Source organism: Rhodococcus sp. H-CA8f (assembly GCF_002501585.1).
GTDB lineage: Bacteria > Actinomycetota > Actinomycetes > Mycobacteriales > Mycobacteriaceae > Rhodococcus_F > Rhodococcus_F erythropolis.
On the sequence record NZ_CP023720.1, the window covers coordinates 223,131 to 239,294 of the forward strand.

The window sequence follows — 16,164 nt, forward strand, 5'->3', positions numbered from 1 at the left end:
CGTGGGTCAGTTCATCCAGAACTCGAGCGCCGGTTCCCGACCCAGCTCGCCTCCGCTGCCGGTGATCACCAGTCCGGCGGAGGTGAGCTGGTACGTCACGTCCTTGTTGGTGACGGTGAATCCGTTGCCGGTGGGCGTCGGATCGTCGAGTTCGATGGTGGCGCCGTCGCTCAGCCGTTGACCCTTGTAGTAGTAGCGGCCGACTCCCGTTTCGCAGATGACGATTCGTGATCCGGTCGTGACGGCGATGGCGACGGCAGGATTGGTGGAGTTGCAACTGGGGCCGCCGGAGATGAAACCCTGACGGTCGGTGCCAGAGACGGTCGGCGCCGGACCGATCGAGGTTGTGACGCGTGGTGGCGTCGTCGTTTTCGGCGCTGTGGTGGGTGCACTCGGTGCCCGAGTCGTGGTCGTGGAGTACGAGTACGGCGTCGTGTAGGTGAAACTCCGCGAACTCGCGTCATTGGCGGCGTTGCCGAAAGCGGCGGCGAGCAGCCCGAAGAACGCGATCCACACGATCACGGCCAGGATGCCGAGTGCGGTGAAGATGTAGCCGATGATCAGTCCGGCAAGGGCGAGTCCGTCGCCTTCTTCGCCGGTCCGTTTGATCTGGCCGCGAGCGATGTGCCCGAAGACGATCCCCAACGGCGCGATGAGGAACGCGAAGACGAGGGCGAGCACCGCGAGTGTGTTCGTCGGGCGCCTGCCGTACGGATCGGGCTGCCCGTACGGAGCCGGTTGCAAATTCTGATTGCCCTGGTACCCGTACCCACCCTGATCGCTCATGAGGTGAATCTTGGCATGGACTTGGCCGAAGAGTGCAGGTGATCGCTAGTTTCGGGTACGTGTCTCGAGCTGAGGTGCGATGGTCGGCCAGTCTTCGTCGGTCATCGCGAACAGCGCTGTTGTACGCCAACTGCCGTCGACGCGGCGTCGGTGCTTGCGCAGCAGGCCCTCGAACTGAGCGCCGAGCTTTGCGATCGCTGCCCTGGACTGTTCGTTGAACTCGTCCGTGTGCCACTCGACGCGTACGGCCTCGAGCTGGTCGAAGGCGTGGCGAAGCAGGAGCAGCTTCGATTCGGGATTGATCCCGGTTCCCTGAACAGATCGCGACAACCACGTGTATCCGATTGCAAGACTGCGGTTTACCGGGTCGATCTGGTACATGGACGTAGTGCCGACCACGGCGTTCGTCGCGATGTTCACCTGCGCGAAGGCGATCCGATTCGGGTCGTCGAGGGCTGCAGAGATGTACCTCTGTGCCTGTTCCCGATCGGCGATGGGCGCTGCGGTCCAACGAAAGATCGCCGCGTCGTCGGCCGCCGCGAGCAGAGCGTCGGTGTGCGCGAAGCCCAGGGGTTCGAGTCGGACACGATCACCGGTCAGCGTCGGTGATTCGAACCATGATGCAGTCATCAGGCGTGCTCCCGTGAGTGAGTCGGAAGGTTGTTGTCGGAGTTCGCAATCTGATCGGTCCCACCGGCAAGCGGATACCGCAGTGGGACTCGCAGGAACAAGAAGAAGAACACGGCGAGCAGGACGACGTGGCCCCACACACTCGCCTGGACGACGGCTTCGTACTTGCTCGGATCGAGATTCATGTCCAGTTGGTAGAAGTACCGGAAGATGCCGATACCCAACGCCGCGTCGGCGATCAGATAGGCGACGATCCAGAACCACCGGATCTTGAACAGTACGAGGAACGGCAGGATCCACAGTGTGTACTGCGGTGAATTGACCTTGTGCAGCAACACGAATCCGCACAACATCGCGGCACTGACTGCAATCCACGGAAAGTAGCCGTCGCGGACGTATCGTCGCCAACCCAGATACATCGCGAGCGCGAACGAGACCAGGATCATGACCGGAGACAGGATGCTCACCAGTGCGTCGTAGTCGGCGTTGAGTTCGCGAACTCCGAAACCGTAGAACGGGCGCAACCCCCAGAACCACACCGAGTTGGTGGTGATGTCGGCGCTTCGCTTCTCCTGGAAGCTGAACGACGCGCGCCAGCCTTCGTAGGAAATGAGGGCGAACGGCAGGTTGACGAGGACGACGGTGACGATCGCCGCGCCCGCCGTCATCAGCGCCCCACGAACGTCGTAGCGCTTGCCTTCGGTGCCGCGTAGGAGCACATAGGCCATGAGCGGCAGCACGAACATTCCCGGGTACAGCTTCAAACAGAAACCGATCGCCAGGATGACGGCCGCCAGAACCGCGCGAGTTCGCAGTGGAATCCGCTCGAACGTCATCAGGAAGATCGCGCCGACGCTGGTGGCCACCACCGGGAGCTCCCAGTTGTGGAATGCGTACAGAACCAGGGGCGGAGTCGCCGACCACACGAGCGCGTACGCGCCGCTCATCTTGCCGAGCATCCACGCCGTGAGCAGTCCGAAAGGAGCCAGGATCAGTGCCGAGTGCAGAAGGAAATCGGTGTCGGTGTGTGAGCCGATACCGCCCAGCCACATCAGAATTCCGCTGAGCACCGGGTATTCGACGGTTCCGCCGGTCAGGAATCCTTCGGGCGTTATCCCTCCGGTGACAAAGGGGAACAGATGCTGATCGATACCTCGTCCGAGCCAGAGCAACTGGATATCGGAGTAGCAGACGTCGATGTTCTTGTTGACGTCGAAGTTCAGGCTTCGGCCGTCGGGCGCGAACGGTGCACCGCCGCATCTGGCCTTGTTGAAATAGCCCAGCGCCATCGTCAGCCCGCACAATCCGACGACCAACGCCAGGATCGACGCCGGGGTCTTGCGGTCTGTTCGCATGATTCTCACCCTAGGGGGCGCAGTGGCTCGCGGGGTGATGCGTCTGCGCCACGCGTCGCGCATCGACCTGGCGGTCTTCCCGGAGGGGAGGGACGATTTCCCTGGTCAAGGCCCCTCGTGTAACCTACGAGGGTTGCTGACGCAACGACCCTCCTGCCACGGATAGTCCGTGGCCGTTTTCACTTAGTCCACAGGAGGTGATGAGGTCTTATGCGTCATTACGAATTGATGGTCATCCTTGACCCCAGCCTGGACGAGCGCACTGTCGCTCCTTCACTGGATACGTTCCTCAATGTTGTGCGCCAGCACGGCGGCACGATCGACAAGGTCGATGTCTGGGGTAAGCGTCGTCTCGCCTACGAGATCCTGAAGCATGCTGAAGGTATCTACGCGGTGATCGACATCAACGCCACTCCCGCCACCGTCGCTGAGCTCGATCGTCAGCTCGGTCTGAACGAGTCGGTTCTGCGCACGAAGGTTCTGCGCCACAACAAGTAATTACTGTCGGTAGCGAGCTCTACTCTCGCGCCCAACGGTCTTACATCAATGCAGGAGGAACCACATGGCTGGCGACACCATCATCACCGTCATCGGAAACCTGACGGCTGATCCTGAACTTCGTTTCACCCCGGCGGGTGCCGCGGTTGCAAACTTCACGGTTGCTTCCACGCCCCGCACCTTCGACCGTAATTCCAATGAATGGAAAGACGGCGATGCGCTGTTCATGCGTTGCAACATCTGGCGCGAAGCAGCCGAGAACGTCGCGGAGAGCTTGACCCGTGGTTCACGAGTAATCGTGAGCGGCCGGCTCAAGCAGCGTTCGTACGAAACTCGCGAGGGCGAAAAGCGAACTGTCGTCGAGCTCGAAGTCGATGAAATCGGTCCTTCACTGAAGTACGCCACGGCAAAGGTCAACAAGGCCAACCGTGGTGGCGGCGGTGGAGGCGGCAACTTCGGCGGTTCCTCCGGCGGATCGGGTGGCGGACGTCCGAGCGCTGCACCTTCGGGTGGAGACGATCCTTGGGGCAGTGCGCCTCAGGCTTCGGGCTCCTTCGGTGGTGCGGGCAGCGACGAACCGCCCTTCTGATCCGTACCTGATCAGGAACATCCAGAAAAGAGCAAAGACATGCCGAAGCCGCCCTTGCGCGACAAGGTTATGAAGAAGAAGGTCTGCACCTTCTGCAAAGAGAAGAACACGCAGATCAACTACAAGGACACGACGTTGCTTCGTAAGTACGTCAGCGATCGCGGAAAGATCCGTGCTCGCCGTGTCACCGGCAATTGCGTCCAGCACCAGCGCGACGTTGCCATTGCCGTCAAGAACTCACGTGAGGTAGCACTGCTGCCTTACGCCACCGTGGCTCGCTAAGGAAAGGGAGGAAAGAACATGAAGCTCATCCTCACCGCTGACGTGGACAACCTCGGTGCGCCTGGCGACACCGTGGAGGTCAAGGACGGCTACGGCCGTAACTACCTGCTCCCCCGCGGACTGGCAATCGTCGCCACCCGTGGCGCCGAGAAGCAGGTCGAGGGCATCCGTCGTGCACAGGAAGCGCGCGCTGTGCGCGGCCTGGATCACGCCAAGGAGCTCAAGGCAGCTATCGAGGGCCTCGAGTCCGTAACGCTGACGGTCAAGACCGCCGGTGGCTCGGGCAAGCTCTTCGGTTCGGTTACCGTCGCTGACGTCGCTGCTGCGATCAAGGCTGCCGGTGGACCGATTGTCGACAAGCGCTCCATCGTGTTGCCGAAGGCTCACATCAAGAACACGGGCAAGCACGCCGTGGTCGTGAACCTGCACCCCGATGTGGTTGCCAAGTTCAACCTGAACGTCGTCGGCGCATAGTCGACTGTTCGTCTCGTCGGGCCCCGCACACTTCGGTGTGTGGGGCCCGACGTTTTGTTTCGGGCTGCGGTGTGCCGCCTGACAGCGTCCCGAATCGGACCTGGGGATAACTCTCACACTGTGATGTTCGACTTGGTGATCAGTGACGAATCGGGCGAGGCAACACGCCCGACACGCCGACGCGCCGACTGTGGAAAAACTATTTTCATCAACAGGCCTGTGAAATTGTGGATAGCCATCTACCTGGTCTTATGTAGTTACTATGCAAAGTAGTCCCCAAATGCTCCACAGGCGGTGCACACCGTGGGGCGGGAGTTTCCACAAAGCATCCACAGGTTTATCCACAGTCCGGTTTGTATGCGGACCTACTAGTCCCTAACGTCATCTCGGCGTCTATCTACAGCCCGGCCGAATGCGGCTAGGGGATGTCGGTGGGGGCAGGTACAAATGATGAGGGCGCTGCGGTTTCTGGCAGTGTCGTCGAGTGTTTTACGGGAAGGTCTCGCTTGTGGCTGTTGTAGATGATCGAGGACCTTCCGACTTCTCAGGGCCGGACTACCCGGGCCCTCCCGAGGCCGAGCCCGACCAGGAGTTCGGACGCCAGCCACCTCAGGACATGACTGCCGAGCAGTCGGTGCTCGGCGGCATGCTGCTGAGCAAGGACGCCATCGCTGACGTCCTTGAGGTACTGCGTCCGGGTGACTTCTACCGGCCCGCCCACCAGTCCGTCTACGACGTGATCCTGGACCTCTACAGCCGTGGCGAGCCCGCCGACCCGGTGACGGTCTCCGCCGAACTCGACCGTCGAGGTGAGCTCCGCCGTATCGGTGGTGCTGCCTACCTGGTGACGCTGACCCAGACAGTGCCCACAGCCGCCAACGCCGCCTTCTATGCCGAGATCGTGGCCGAGAAGTCCGTGCTGCGTCGTCTGGTCGACGCCGGTACTCGCATCGTCCAGTACGGCTACGCCGGCACCGAGGGCCAGGACGTGGCCGAGGTTGTCGACCGCGCGCAGGCCGAGATCTTCGAGGTCACCGAGCGTCGAACCACCGAGGACTTCGTACCCCTCACCGAGCTCCTCCAGCCCACGATGGACGAGATCGACTCCATCGCCAGCCGCGGCGGAATTTCCCTCGGTGTGCCCACCGGATTCAAGGATCTCGACGAGATCACCAACGGCCTTCACGCTGGTCAGATGATTATCGTCGCGGCCCGTCCTGGTGTGGGCAAATCGACGCTTGGAATGGATTTTTTGCGTTCGTGCTCCATTACCCACGGCATGGCCAGCGTCATGTTCTCGTTGGAAATGAGCAAAACCGAGATCGTCATGCGTCTGCTGTCCGCAGAGGCAAAGATCAAGCTCGGCGACATGCGCTCCGGAAAGATGACCGACGACGACTGGACCAAGCTCGCGCGTCGCATGAGTGAGATCAGTGAGGCGCCGCTATTCATCGACGACTCCCCCAACCTCACTATGATGGAAATTCGCGCAAAAGCGCGGCGGCTCAAGCAGAAACACGACATTCGCCTGATCGTGATCGACTACCTCCAGCTGATGAGCTCAGGTAAAAAGGTCGAGTCCCGTCAGCAGGAAGTCTCCGAATTCTCCCGTAGCCTAAAGCTTTTGGCGAAGGAGCTCGAAGTTCCGGTTGTCGCGATCTGTCAGCTCAACCGTGGTCCCGAACAGCGAACCGACAAGCGTCCGCAGGTCGCCGACCTTCGTGAGTCCGGATCGCTCGAGCAGGACGCCGACATGGTGATTCTGCTGTACCGCCCCGACGCGACCGAGCGAGACGATCCCCGTGGCGGTGAAGCCGACCTGATTCTGGGTAAGCACCGTAACGGCCCAACCGCGACAATCACTGTGGCGCACCAGCTTCACCTGTCCAAGTTTGTGGACATGGCCCGGGGATAGTGGCTGCCGCCATCGCCTGAAGGTGGGACGGATTTCAGATCTTGTGAGATCCTGCTACAAGCACCAATTCGATTCCACTAGTGCAAAATTCGGTTTTTCTACAGGTGGGGTAGTGCTGCGGTGAGGAAGACGATGCCGAAGGCGACACCGGCAATGCCGGTGAGGATTCCGACGATACCGGCGCTGCTGTCCCCCGGATCGTGTCCGGGGGTGTCGGGTCGGCGAGCAGCCAGTGCGGTTCCGATGGCGGCGGCACCGAGGAGGATGCCGAGGCCGAACATCCAGAACGTCAGGATCGAGAGGGCACCGAGCATCAACGCCATGTCGCTGTATTCGTCGCTGTTGATCGGGCGGTGGTGATCCCACCAATCGGGCGAGGTGTGCGGGCGGGATTCGGTGTTGCCTGTGTTGTCGGATTGCTCGTGCGGGGGGAAGGTTGATGCAGTCATGACGGCTAAAGGGTTCTCGTGCTGATTCTTTCGTGTGGTGGATGGGCCGATCGGCCATACGGGCGCAGAGGGGATCGAAAGAGCGGTGGGGTGAGCCCCGAGCACGCATCGCGTGTCTTCGAAACTCACCCCACCGTGGAACGCTTGTCCGGGCCAGCAGGATCAGGCTTCGACCTGGACCTGCGTTGTCGCTTCGATGGTTTCGGTACGTGAGGGCGGTCCGGAGGAGACCTCGATCCGCCGCGGTTTCGCCTTCTCCGCGATCGGCAAGGTCACCGTCAACACACCGTTGTCGTACGAGGCGACGATCTGTTCGGCGTCGATGTCGTCGCTGATGGACAGTTGTCGTCTGTATGTTCCAGCGAAACGCTCACTCGCCAGCCAGCTCACACCCTCTTCGGAGAGGGCGGTGCGGTGCGCGGTCAACGTCAGAGTCGAGCCGTCGATGTGAACGTCCACCGAGCCGGGATCGACGCCGGGAAGATCGGCGTGCAGGACGTACTGGTCCTCGACCTTGTAGAGGTCCATCGGCATGAACCGTGGACTGCGTCCGTTGCCAGTTCCCGCGGCGAGGACGGACTTGGTGATCGCATCGATGTCGGTGAAAGGATCGAAACGAAGCACAGCAACACACCTCCCATGTCGTGAAACGAAAGGTCCCCGCCACTGTGGCGGTCGACCGAACTCACTGTGCGAGAACATGATAACCACATGAATTAGCACTCTGCAACTGAGAGTGCCAGACTTTTTTTAAGGAGTGTCTCGGTCGCGAACAAGGCGGCATCGGAGCAGGAACAACGGCGGTTGCCAACCCCATATGGTTGGGGCGAAACGGGAATTGCCGGTGTCGAGATGCTGTCAGCTGCCGGTCGAGTTCGTGCGGGCTTACGACTGCCGCTGCGCCCAGCAAGTTCGAGGTTCGCGTACAACGGCGATTGCTTCAAACCCGTATTCTTGCAATGTGTTTCGATTCTGAAACTGCCGCGTCTCGTGGATTTCGAGCAGACAGGTGCGTTCTTCCATGGTGAGCTTGCGCTGACAGCCCTAAACTGCAGAAACGGCGGCGGGGGCTGACTTTGAAGCGTGGTCAGCCACCGCCCCGTTTTACCCGGAACCTGTCTTGATGAACGCGTATCGCCGATTTCGTGAGTGCTTCGCAGTTGTGTTCGGAGCGGTCTGGCTCTGCTCGGTTCTTCGGGACACGAAGCAATGCAGAGGCTGTTTTCTCTCGCCCTCCTCAGGCGGATACGAAAGGTCAGTTAATTCCGACGACTTCCTGGGCGATCGCCGCAAGTCTTGCCTGTGCAGCGGATACGACGCCATGTCGGTTCTTGTGCGCTTCCTCGTACGCAACGATGTCTCGTACCTGTGCGGCGTCGGTCAGTTCCTTGACCGCGGAGACGGCCTGGGCGACGTTGAGTTCGTCGAAGTCTTCGATGGGAAGTTCAGCGGGGTCGAGTAACCCACTCGACTTCCGTACCGAACGGAAGACATCCGCGGCACCGTCAGCACCTTCTCGGCGAGTGACTTTCTCAGCCGTGGCGATGGCCGCATCCCTACTGGCCGACAGTGTTTTCACAGTCACGTCACCGGCATATGCGCCCCAGCTGATCAGCTCACCCAATACCGGCGGTGAGGTGCGAACAGCGTCGATGGCACGGTCAAGACTGCGGGTGGACCAGGAGACCGGAACGTTGACCAGTCGAATGGCTGCTCCGGTGGCCGCTTGGAACGGAGTGCGACGCAAAGCTGCCGGCCCCCCGAGTGCCTCCTCGGCAAGGACGGTGGTCAGCCAGTCCACAGTCGCGGAGTGTGCAGTGATGAGGCGGTCGGCCAACGCCGCGACGGTCTGATCGCCGCCGGCAGTGGCCAGGGCCTTGAGGTAGCGGGAGCGGTCGAGGAGTTGATGTTCGAGCGCAAGGTCTCCCAGTACAGCTTCGTCGAAGGGCTGGGCCTGTTCGACCATCGCTTTCATGCCTGCTGTCGCTCGTCCGAGGAACGGACCGACCGATTCCGGAACGCCACCCAGATCGCGAATCGTGGACTCGATGGAACTGGCCCTTTCTCGACCGTTCTCTGCGTTTTCCGTGAGTTCGCGTCGAACCGCTTCGGTTCTGGCTTGAGCGACGCGTGTTTCGGCGACCTGGATCTCGGCATGTGTCAGACCGAGGATGATGCGCAGCTGGTTGATCAAGGCGGACGTGGTTTCGGAGTTGCTCATATCGGGGTCGTCCCTTCGTCGGTGCGTGCTTTACATGATGTTCAGCTTGTGCTCGACGAGTGCTCCGCGGACCGCGGAGCCACCGCCGATACGCGGGCTACCCCGACCTACCTCCTAGTAACCACCGCAACTTTGCTGCCGATGTCGAACCGCATCGACGAGTAATTGGGCCAAGGGTGGCGGGGCCGATTTCATGGTGGGGCGGCCTGATTCGTCCGCGAGGATCTCGCAGTCCCTGTACCACCGCGCGTGTAGGTCGTTGGATACCGTGGACCAACATTCCGGATTCGCCGTGCGGCGGACGGGGTACCTCCAATGCGTCGTGACCCCGCAACTGATATGTCGGCGAAACGGGCTGCCGAGCAACCCGTTCGAGTGTCGGCAGGTTGCCTGAAGCGACGACCGGTCGGTGTCGATGCAGAGAGTGGGATACCAGTGAACGTGGAAAGTTCCGGGCACGTTGATGCCGGCCAAGAGGGTACGACTGGATCCGAAACAAGTCCCGACACCGCTGACGGGGCGAAAGAACTCGCGGACGAGATGGACAAAAGATACGAGCCTGGATCAAGAGAGACGGTCACGGTGCCCGGGACCGGCGGCACAGTCGCCGGGACAGCTTTCGCCGACCACGTCACGGAGATGTCGGACGAGAAGGTCGAAAACCTCGACGAACAGTTCTCGGAATTCCAGACTCGTGCTGACGACAAGCATCATGAGGACTGACCCGGGGTCCATGCTCCGGTGTGCCAGATGGAATCGTGCGGAAACCCGACAGTCCAGGCGTCGCCGAATGCGGCGTTGATCAGATTGCCCGCCTTGATCTGGCTCGCGACGACCGTCTCGTGGTGATCGAGAATGACTCCGACGTAACCGTCTCCCGATACCGGAGTCGACGCCGAGGCAGATCCTGCGCCGGCAACCGCCACAGCTCCAGCAGCCGCTGGGATGGCCAGAGCGGCAACGATCTTGAGTGCACGTGTCATCGAAAGGGCCTTTCTTCGTTCGGATCTAGTCAGGGGCCGAATCCGGTGTCTCGAAACCAAAATAGGTGGAGGGGGTGTGCCAGTGAACGCCATTTGGCAAATAGTCGGCAACCCTATGGGTATACTTGGGGGTCAGATCACATCGGTGGGATTGATTCGCCGCGGTCGTGGTGCCGGTTTTCGGTCGATCGGGTGTAGGACGTTGAGTCCGTGTGGGCGTCTTCCGACGGCTTTCGGAGATACGTAGTGCGGCAGCCAGATTCGACAACAGTTCAAGTGAGGTCGCCGAGAGTCCGTTCGCGGCCCGGAGCAACTGTCTCAGTTCCGGGTCGGCGAGATGAGCGACTATCTCCGCGTCCTCGTCGTGAATGCGCGCGCGATCGCCGGACCAGGGGATGGTGAAGAAATAGCCGGGAGGGACATCGAAGTAGTCGGCCAACGCTGACACCACCTCATCCGATGGGCTCGAGCGGACGCCGTGTCGAAGCTGTGAGAGATACGGTGTCGAGATTCGGTAGCCCCGTGCGAGAAGGCCGTTAGCCACAGCGGTGTTCGTCAGGCGCCGATCGGAGCCGGAGAAAAGCTCGTTCAACCGGAGTTGAAAGACGTTCTCGTCCGTCGCACGGCCTACCATCACCGCTACCTCAATTCTCTCGTTCCTATCCTGTGCTTGCCGAAGCGGTGCAGGCTTAGCAGATGAGCCAGTGGCCACTGGTGGAGGTCAACGACACGACCTTGCCGATCGAGGTCTCCGGAGCGTCATCCAGATGTCCGCGTACGGTCGCTGTGGCTGTCGATCCTTGGAGGGTGACGTACGCGACTGCATCGAGTGTGGTTGCCGGCAAGACCTTTCTAGTGGTGGTGGTTGATACCTGCTTCTCGGCGCAGACGGTGGCAGCAGCGCTCTCGGTCGAGCCGGTACGGAGGGCATCGAGGTGAGATCGGATCACCGTGGTGATCTGCTCGGAGTCGGTGGGCATCTTCGACGACTGCCTGCCTTCGGTAGTGGGGTCTGCTGAACTGATCGTGCATCCCGAGAGCAGCAGTGCTGCAACGACACCGCCGAGGAGGATCGATTTCACCGATCGCCGGCGGTAGTGGTTTATGGGTGGATTCACCGAAACTCCTTCATTCGTGAACATGTTGCGCCCGGAAAGTCATCCAGCCGTCGGTCAGAAGACGAACGCGGCGGACAGCAGAGCAAGGCTGAGGACCGCGGTGGCATTGGCGGCGCGAACAAAGACGTACCGCTCCACATCCTCGGCGCCGAGACACAGCGCGGTCAGCTGCAAGGCCAGCGACAACATCCCGGTACCGAGCGCGCCGAGGGCGAACAATTGTCGTGCATCCATCAGCGGTATCCAATCCCGTTGCGGTCCAACGGCACAACGAGCAGGTCACATACGCGACCGTGAACTCGGCGAGAGTTCTCCGCACCAGCGGCCGAACTCCTGAACCGAGGATGCAGTCGAGAAGCTGCAGGGGGAGATTTCAGCATCTGGTGAGGACTCCCCGGCAAAATGCGACACAAAACGTCGCTACTTCAGGTGGTTGGGCCGAATCGCAATCCGCGGAGCAGTCGGCGGTAGGAGAAGCGGTCGTCCCAAATGCGAAGCAGGCCGTTTGCGAATGTGTAGTGGCCGTCTACGTCGAGGTGCATGGCAAACCATCCGATGCGGATGATCTCTCTTCGCCGGGAGGACACGGTGTTGTGGTCGGTGGTCATCGTGAGCACTTCCACGACCTCGTACCTGGTGATCAGGCGAGAGACGATCGTGAGCGCCCGTTCGACGCGTTTGCTTCCACGCACGCTGGGCAGGCCGGTGTTGCGCCATTCGATGTCGGGATCGACGAGTGCGCGCACGGCATCGGCGTCCATTTCCTCCAGTGCGATCATCAGGTCCACCACCCGCGATGTCAGTTGATCGTCGTTCAACAGGTACTCCGGTCGTCTGGAATTGTGTTTTCTCATCGGTGGATTCATGTGGTGACCGTCAGGCAGGGACTGTTGCTCCGCGAAACGCACAGGAGCATCTTGCCGGCGGCGCGCTCGGCTGGGCTCAACGAATTGTCACGATGATCGACGTCGCCGTCGCTGACGTGGACCATGCAGGTGCCGCAGAAGCCCTGACGACATGAATAGGGGGCTTTCGGGTTCACACGCAGGACCGCGTCCAGTGCGGTCTGGTCGGCGGCGACATCGATGACCTGACCGGTGCGAGCCAGTTGGATGCGGAAGGGTCGTCCATCGACGACCGGTGCGGCGGAGAAGCGTTCGGCGTGCACTTCCACACCGGGCTCGTTGCGCACACAAGCTGTGATCAGGTCCATCATCGGGACCGGACCGCAACAGTAGATCGCGTCGCCGCTGCGGACATTCGGCGGGAGAAGATCGTTCGCTGCGGGTAGGCCGTATTCGTCGTCGGTGCGGATGGTGACCCGATCACCAAACGGCGACAATTCCTCGAGGAACGGTAGTGTGCGGCGCTCGCGACCGACGTACATCAGCGACCAATCCAGGCCCATGCGCTCCGCCTCGCGGACCATCGGCAGTATCGGTGTGATGCCGATGCCACCCGCCACGAAGTGAACGCGCTTCGCGCGCTCGATTCGCCCGGGTTCGACGAACCCGAACGCGTTGCGTGGACCGCGAACGCCGACGACGGTACCGACTGGCAACTCGTCGTGCACCTCGTTCGATCCGCCGCCACCATCAGGAATCCGGCGTACCGCGATCCGGTAGCAGCGTCGATCGGCGGGATCGCCGCACAGCGAGTACTGACGTATCCGTCCCGAGGGCAGGTACAGGTCGAGGTGTGCCCCGGGATACCACCGTTCGAGGTCGCTGCCGTCAGGTGCTCGCAGTTCGAGACTGACCACGTCGTTGTCGGTGGCCACCGTCGTGCGCTCCGACACCGTGAGCGTTGTCTTGTACTCGTCGATCCGGTTTTCCGGTGGCTCGTCGCGATGAATCAAGACCGCCAACTTGACCTGCGTGGAGACCAGGACATCCAGAATGCGCAGAATCGAGTCGCGGCGCTTGCCGCGGCATAGGTCGACCGGGATCTCGTGGGGGGCCTGCCACCGCTGTGTGAGTTCGGGCGCGTCGGGTGTCATGTGTTGACCCGCTTGGCCGCTGGCGATTGCGCGACGTAGGCGAGGGCCTGGGCGGTGGACCCCACACTGTCGGGGTGAAATCCCGGCACGAACGTCGACACACCGCTCCAGAACCATTTCGATACACCAGGCACCAGTCCGCGGCGTCCGGCGCGGACGAATTCCAGTAGCAATCGCGGATAACCGATGTTCGGCGTGTTGGGGTCGTTGCGGCTCAGATACATCGCAGCACGGAGCAACCACCCCAAAAAGATTGGCCACGTGATGATCATGGAGATACAGCGGCGAAAGTAGCCGACTCCGAAGTACGTGGCGACCTCGTGTGCCACGGCACGATGCTCGACCTCTTCGGCCCCATGCCACCGATAGAGGTCAAGCATCTGCGGATCCGCGCCGAATTTCTCCAAGTCCGCGTTCAACGCCCAGTCGCCCACGAACGCGAACATATGCTCCGAAGACGCGCAAATCCCGAGACGCTCGATCAGGCGCTGCCGGATGGCCTGTGGATCGGAGTCGTCACCGATGCCCAAAGTTCTACGGAAGAAATACTGCATCTGGCGGTTGAACGGGGCCGGGTCGATCCCGTGCCGTGTGAACACCTGATTCATGACCTCGTCATGCGCCTCTGCGTGCAGCAATTCTTGGCCCATGAAACCGAGCATGTCCTCGCGAAGCTTCTCGTCGTGCACGTCCGGGAGAGCCTGCTCGAAGGCCTGGATCATCATCCGTTCGCCCTCCGGGATGACGAGGTTCATCGAGCCGAGGAGGTATGAGGCGATCGGCTCGTTCGGCAACCACACCAAAGGCGCTTTCTCCCAGTCGAAATCGACTCGCCGCGGACGGATCGCTACCCGGCCGGGCGGTGCGATCGGACGCTGTGTCAGTCCACTCGTAATTCGCATGACCACTCCTCTTTCATAAGTACGCAGCAGTACTTATGGGAGAGCATGGCGATCTACCCGTGGCTTGTCAACACCGGACTACGAAGGGTCGGACGAGAGATCCAGTACCCGTTCAAGGAAGGACATGATCGGCGCATGAAGATTCATGTACGAATTCGACCCGTCAACCACCTGGCGGTAGAACAACTCGTTGCAACCGCCGATCGCCGCGAGAAACACTTCACGCCCCGGGGCTTCTGAAGACTTGGACGAGTAGCCGACGAGCAATGCATCGGCGAGCAGTTCCACGTACTCGTTGCGCTTCGCCACCCCTGCCGGGCCGGCCACAGGTAGGTCCACCACCCAGGCTCGCACGAACTCCGGTTCGGACGAACACGTCTCGAGATACTTCTCGATTACAGCCGAAAGCTGTTCGTGTAGAGATAAATTGGCGGTCGAGCTTTGTGTCGAGGTGATGTTGGAGACGATCACCTCGATGCCGGCGTCGATCGCCGCGATCAAGCACGCTTCTTTGCTCTCGAACTGCTTGTAGAAAGCTTGACGAGACACCCTGGCACGCCCGACGACATCGGCGATCGTGGTCGAGGCGATCCCCTTCTCCGCCGTCGACGAGATCATCGCACGCAGAATGCGATCGCGTTGCGCGTCTTGGACCTCGTCCACAGCCAGTCGGCCGCGGCCACGCGGCAACCCGGGGAGGTCACGATCGAACGATCCAGCCAGCCTGCGCATACCGAAATCGTAGCCCGCCTGGCGCCATCGGTTCTCTCGCTCACCACGTCTGTGGACCAACAGCCATGCGAGTGGACCGATGTCGAGTGGAATTGCCCCCGAGGTGCTCTGAGGCAATCTCCCATCGCGACACGGTTGCGTCCAGTTCGTCGTTTCTCCGTGGTGGGGCTGCTCCCTGTGACGAGTCCAGCCGTGGTGCGGCGGAGGGCATCGAAAAGCCTCCTGCATCGACGAAGGCCGTCCGCTGTATTGCATGGTCGTGGAGTGTTGCCTCGTGGAGTGTGAGCACGGGTGTGACACAAGCGTTCAGGCCGTCGAAGACCTCGACCCAGGCGTCGCGATCGTGTGTGGCGAAGGTTCTGCCGAAGCGTTCGGACAAGTCGTCCCAGTTCGATTGGTCCCAGCGATTCGGCAACGAGGCGGGATCCAATCCGAGTCCGAACACGAAGCGGTCGTAGTACACGTCTTCGAGGGCCCCTACCGCCATGTACCTGTGGTCTGCGCACTCGTACGCGCGGTAGAACGGGGCAGATCCGTCGAGGAGGTTGGTTCCACGACGGGCTGACCAGCGGCCGGCGTGCTGCCACGATCGGACGAGCGCAGTCAACGAACTGGCGCCGTCGACCATCGCTGTATCCACCACCTGGCCTCGGCCAGTGCGTTCTCTTTCGTGCAGCGCGGCAAGTACTCCTACGAGCAGGAACATCGATCCGCCGCCGAAGTTCCCGACGTAGTTCAGCGGCGGTGACGGCGGCCCGGAAGCCGGTCCGAGCTGTTCGAGCGCGCCCGAAAGCGCAAGGTAGTTCAGGTCGTGCCCGGCTTCTCGGGCCATCGGTCCCTTCTGGCCCCAGCCACTCATTCGGCCGTAGATCAGCCGCGGATTGTCCTGCAGGCAGATCTCGGAGCCCAGGCCGAGCTTCTCCATCGTGCCGGGCCGAGAGCCCTCCATCAGGACGTCCGCTCGGCCGATCAGCCTGCGCACCTTGGCGAGATCTTCGGTCTTGGTCAGATCTGCAGTGAGTTCGGTCCGCCCTCGGAGCATCCCCGCATTCGCATCGTCGATTCCGTCATCTGCTCCCATCGAGATGGGGCGCACGATGCGCACGACATCGGCGCCAAGATCTGCCAACATCAGACCGGCGTGCAGTAGCGGCCCTATGGCCTCCATTTCAATGACCCGGATACCCGACAGCGGCCCGCCGTGCACGCCGCCGGTGGCTTCGTCCTGCAT

Annotated in this window: 20 protein-coding genes and 1 pseudogene; 6 read left to right on the forward strand and 15 right to left on the reverse strand. The window is 61.4% G+C overall.

The features are described 5' to 3' along the window. Positions 1 to 6: 6 nt before the first annotated feature. Genes CPI83_RS00990 through CPI83_RS01000 form a run of 3 tightly spaced genes read right to left on the reverse strand, consistent with a single transcriptional unit; the run spans position 7 to position 2,771 of the window. Complete coding sequence (locus tag CPI83_RS00990) at positions 7 to 786, reverse strand: DUF4190 domain-containing protein (RefSeq protein WP_097386650.1); 780 nt, start codon at positions 784 to 786, stop codon at positions 7 to 9. Between the two features lie 45 nt (positions 787 to 831). Continuing rightward, positions 832 to 1,416, reverse strand: coding sequence for a GNAT family protein (locus CPI83_RS00995; protein WP_097386651.1), 585 nt, complete (start codon positions 1,414 to 1,416; stop codon positions 832 to 834). Continuing rightward, positions 1,416 to 2,771 (reverse strand): hypothetical protein, encoded by a 1,356-nt coding sequence (locus CPI83_RS01000; protein WP_080910772.1) that lies wholly within the window; start codon positions 2,769 to 2,771, stop codon positions 1,416 to 1,418. The genes CPI83_RS00995 and CPI83_RS01000 overlap by 1 nt, the downstream gene beginning before the upstream one ends. A gap of 210 nt (positions 2,772 to 2,981) precedes the next feature. Here CPI83_RS01000 and rpsF point away from each other — a divergent pair, with 210 nt between their 5' ends. From rpsF to dnaB, 5 genes are all read left to right on the forward strand, one after another. Then, on the forward strand, positions 2,982 to 3,269 hold the full coding sequence (rpsF, locus tag CPI83_RS01005) for a 30S ribosomal protein S6 (RefSeq protein ID WP_003941237.1): 288 nt from the start codon (positions 2,982 to 2,984) through the stop codon (positions 3,267 to 3,269). Between the two features lie 64 nt (positions 3,270 to 3,333). Continuing rightward, a complete protein-coding gene (locus tag CPI83_RS01010; protein WP_003941248.1) occupies positions 3,334 to 3,858 on the forward strand; it encodes a single-stranded DNA-binding protein in 525 nt (174 codons plus the stop codon). Positions 3,859 to 3,897: 39 nt separating this feature from the next. Then, on the forward strand, positions 3,898 to 4,140 hold the full coding sequence (rpsR, locus tag CPI83_RS01015) for a 30S ribosomal protein S18 (protein ID WP_003941245.1): 243 nt from the start codon (positions 3,898 to 3,900) through the stop codon (positions 4,138 to 4,140). Positions 4,141 to 4,158: 18 nt separating this feature from the next. Next, positions 4,159 to 4,614, forward strand: a complete 456-nt coding sequence (rplI, locus tag CPI83_RS01020) for a 50S ribosomal protein L9 (RefSeq protein WP_003941243.1) — start codon at positions 4,159 to 4,161, stop codon at positions 4,612 to 4,614. A gap of 508 nt (positions 4,615 to 5,122) precedes the next feature. Next, positions 5,123 to 6,529, forward strand: a complete 1,407-nt coding sequence (dnaB, locus tag CPI83_RS01025; RefSeq protein ID WP_019746049.1) for a replicative DNA helicase — start codon at positions 5,123 to 5,125, stop codon at positions 6,527 to 6,529. 98 nt (positions 6,530 to 6,627) lie between these two features. Here the strand turns inward: dnaB and CPI83_RS01030 are convergent, their stop codons facing one another. The 3 genes from CPI83_RS01030 to CPI83_RS01040 form a co-directional block, all read right to left on the reverse strand. Continuing rightward, on the reverse strand, positions 6,628 to 6,978 hold the full coding sequence (locus tag CPI83_RS01030) for a hypothetical protein (RefSeq protein WP_069145292.1): 351 nt from the start codon (positions 6,976 to 6,978) through the stop codon (positions 6,628 to 6,630). Positions 6,979 to 7,140: 162 nt separating this feature from the next. Continuing rightward, on the reverse strand, positions 7,141 to 7,602 hold the full coding sequence (locus tag CPI83_RS01035) for an Hsp20/alpha crystallin family protein (protein WP_031331396.1): 462 nt from the start codon (positions 7,600 to 7,602) through the stop codon (positions 7,141 to 7,143). 631 nt (positions 7,603 to 8,233) lie between these two features. Beyond that, on the reverse strand, positions 8,234 to 9,199 hold the full coding sequence (locus CPI83_RS01040) for a hypothetical protein (RefSeq protein ID WP_042953383.1): 966 nt from the start codon (positions 9,197 to 9,199) through the stop codon (positions 8,234 to 8,236). Positions 9,200 to 9,634: 435 nt separating this feature from the next. Here CPI83_RS01040 and CPI83_RS01045 point away from each other — a divergent pair, with 435 nt between their 5' ends. Further along, the gene (locus CPI83_RS01045) at positions 9,635 to 9,922 is read left to right on the forward strand and encodes a hypothetical protein (RefSeq protein ID WP_070795421.1); all 288 of its coding nucleotides are present in this window, start codon (positions 9,635 to 9,637) and stop codon (positions 9,920 to 9,922) included. On the opposite strand, the gene CPI83_RS01050 is transcribed toward CPI83_RS01045, so the two are convergent. From CPI83_RS01050 to CPI83_RS01090, 9 genes and pseudogenes are all read right to left on the reverse strand, one after another. After that, positions 9,910 to 10,182: a hypothetical protein gene (locus tag CPI83_RS01050; protein WP_052741001.1), complete on the reverse strand. Its 273-nt coding sequence runs from the start codon at positions 10,180 to 10,182 to the stop codon at positions 9,910 to 9,912. The two genes, CPI83_RS01045 and CPI83_RS01050, sit on opposite strands and share 13 nt — an antisense overlap. 461 nt (positions 10,183 to 10,643) lie before the next feature. Continuing rightward, a pseudogene (locus CPI83_RS31120) lies at positions 10,644 to 10,816 on the reverse strand (hypothetical protein); the annotation flags it as partial. Between the two features lie 55 nt (positions 10,817 to 10,871). Then, positions 10,872 to 11,300 carry a hypothetical protein gene (locus CPI83_RS01060; protein WP_157920607.1) on the reverse strand — a complete coding sequence of 143 codons (429 nt, stop codon included), beginning with the start codon at positions 11,298 to 11,300 and terminating at the stop codon, positions 10,872 to 10,874. A gap of 54 nt (positions 11,301 to 11,354) precedes the next feature. Further along, positions 11,355 to 11,534, reverse strand: a complete 180-nt coding sequence (locus CPI83_RS01065; protein WP_021333226.1) for a hypothetical protein — start codon at positions 11,532 to 11,534, stop codon at positions 11,355 to 11,357. Between the two features lie 191 nt (positions 11,535 to 11,725). After that, the gene (locus tag CPI83_RS01070) at positions 11,726 to 12,118 is read right to left on the reverse strand and encodes a limonene-1,2-epoxide hydrolase family protein (protein WP_232816828.1); all 393 of its coding nucleotides are present in this window, start codon (positions 12,116 to 12,118) and stop codon (positions 11,726 to 11,728) included. Positions 12,119 to 12,162: 44 nt separating this feature from the next. Beyond that, complete coding sequence (locus CPI83_RS01075; protein WP_069145296.1) at positions 12,163 to 13,299, reverse strand: PDR/VanB family oxidoreductase; 1,137 nt, start codon at positions 13,297 to 13,299, stop codon at positions 12,163 to 12,165. Next, the gene (locus tag CPI83_RS01080) at positions 13,296 to 14,201 is read right to left on the reverse strand and encodes a metal-dependent hydrolase (RefSeq protein ID WP_021333229.1); all 906 of its coding nucleotides are present in this window, start codon (positions 14,199 to 14,201) and stop codon (positions 13,296 to 13,298) included. Before CPI83_RS01080 ends, CPI83_RS01075 begins: the two co-directional genes overlap by 4 nt. A gap of 78 nt (positions 14,202 to 14,279) precedes the next feature. After that, positions 14,280 to 14,933, reverse strand: a complete 654-nt coding sequence (locus CPI83_RS01085) for a TetR/AcrR family transcriptional regulator (protein WP_021333230.1) — start codon at positions 14,931 to 14,933, stop codon at positions 14,280 to 14,282. A gap of 40 nt (positions 14,934 to 14,973) precedes the next feature. Continuing rightward, entirely contained in the window at positions 14,974 to 16,164 is a 1,191-nt protein-coding gene (locus CPI83_RS01090) for a CaiB/BaiF CoA-transferase family protein (protein WP_031331408.1), read from the reverse strand.

Coding starts and splice junctions, on each gene's coding strand:
- CPI83_RS00990 (WP_097386650.1), bottom strand. CDS start 786: ATGAGCGATCAGGGTGGGTACGGGTACCAGGGCAATCAGAATTTGCAA.
- CPI83_RS00995 (WP_097386651.1), bottom strand. CDS start 1,416: ATGACTGCATCATGGTTCGAATCACCGACGCTGACCGGTGATCGTGTC.
- CPI83_RS01000 (WP_080910772.1), bottom strand. CDS start 2,771: ATGCGAACAGACCGCAAGACCCCGGCGTCGATCCTGGCGTTGGTCGTC.
- rpsF (WP_003941237.1), top strand. CDS start 2,982: ATGCGTCATTACGAATTGATGGTCATCCTTGACCCCAGCCTGGACGAG.
- CPI83_RS01010 (WP_003941248.1), top strand. CDS start 3,334: ATGGCTGGCGACACCATCATCACCGTCATCGGAAACCTGACGGCTGAT.
- rpsR (WP_003941245.1), top strand. CDS start 3,898: ATGCCGAAGCCGCCCTTGCGCGACAAGGTTATGAAGAAGAAGGTCTGC.
- rplI (WP_003941243.1), top strand. CDS start 4,159: ATGAAGCTCATCCTCACCGCTGACGTGGACAACCTCGGTGCGCCTGGC.
- CPI83_RS01030 (WP_069145292.1), bottom strand. CDS start 6,978: ATGACTGCATCAACCTTCCCCCCGCACGAGCAATCCGACAACACAGGC.
- CPI83_RS01040 (WP_042953383.1), bottom strand. CDS start 9,199: ATGAGCAACTCCGAAACCACGTCCGCCTTGATCAACCAGCTGCGCATC.
- CPI83_RS01050 (WP_052741001.1), bottom strand. CDS start 10,182: ATGACACGTGCACTCAAGATCGTTGCCGCTCTGGCCATCCCAGCGGCT.
- CPI83_RS01065 (WP_021333226.1), bottom strand. CDS start 11,534: ATGGATGCACGACAATTGTTCGCCCTCGGCGCGCTCGGTACCGGGATG.
- CPI83_RS01075 (WP_069145296.1), bottom strand. CDS start 13,299: ATGACACCCGACGCGCCCGAACTCACACAGCGGTGGCAGGCCCCCCAC.
- CPI83_RS01080 (WP_021333229.1), bottom strand. CDS start 14,201: ATGCGAATTACGAGTGGACTGACACAGCGTCCGATCGCACCGCCCGGC.
- CPI83_RS01085 (WP_021333230.1), bottom strand. CDS start 14,933: ATGCGCAGGCTGGCTGGATCGTTCGATCGTGACCTCCCCGGGTTGCCG.
- CPI83_RS01090 (WP_031331408.1), bottom strand. CDS start 16,164: ATGCAGGACGAAGCCACCGGCGGCGTGCACGGCGGGCCGCTGTCGGGT.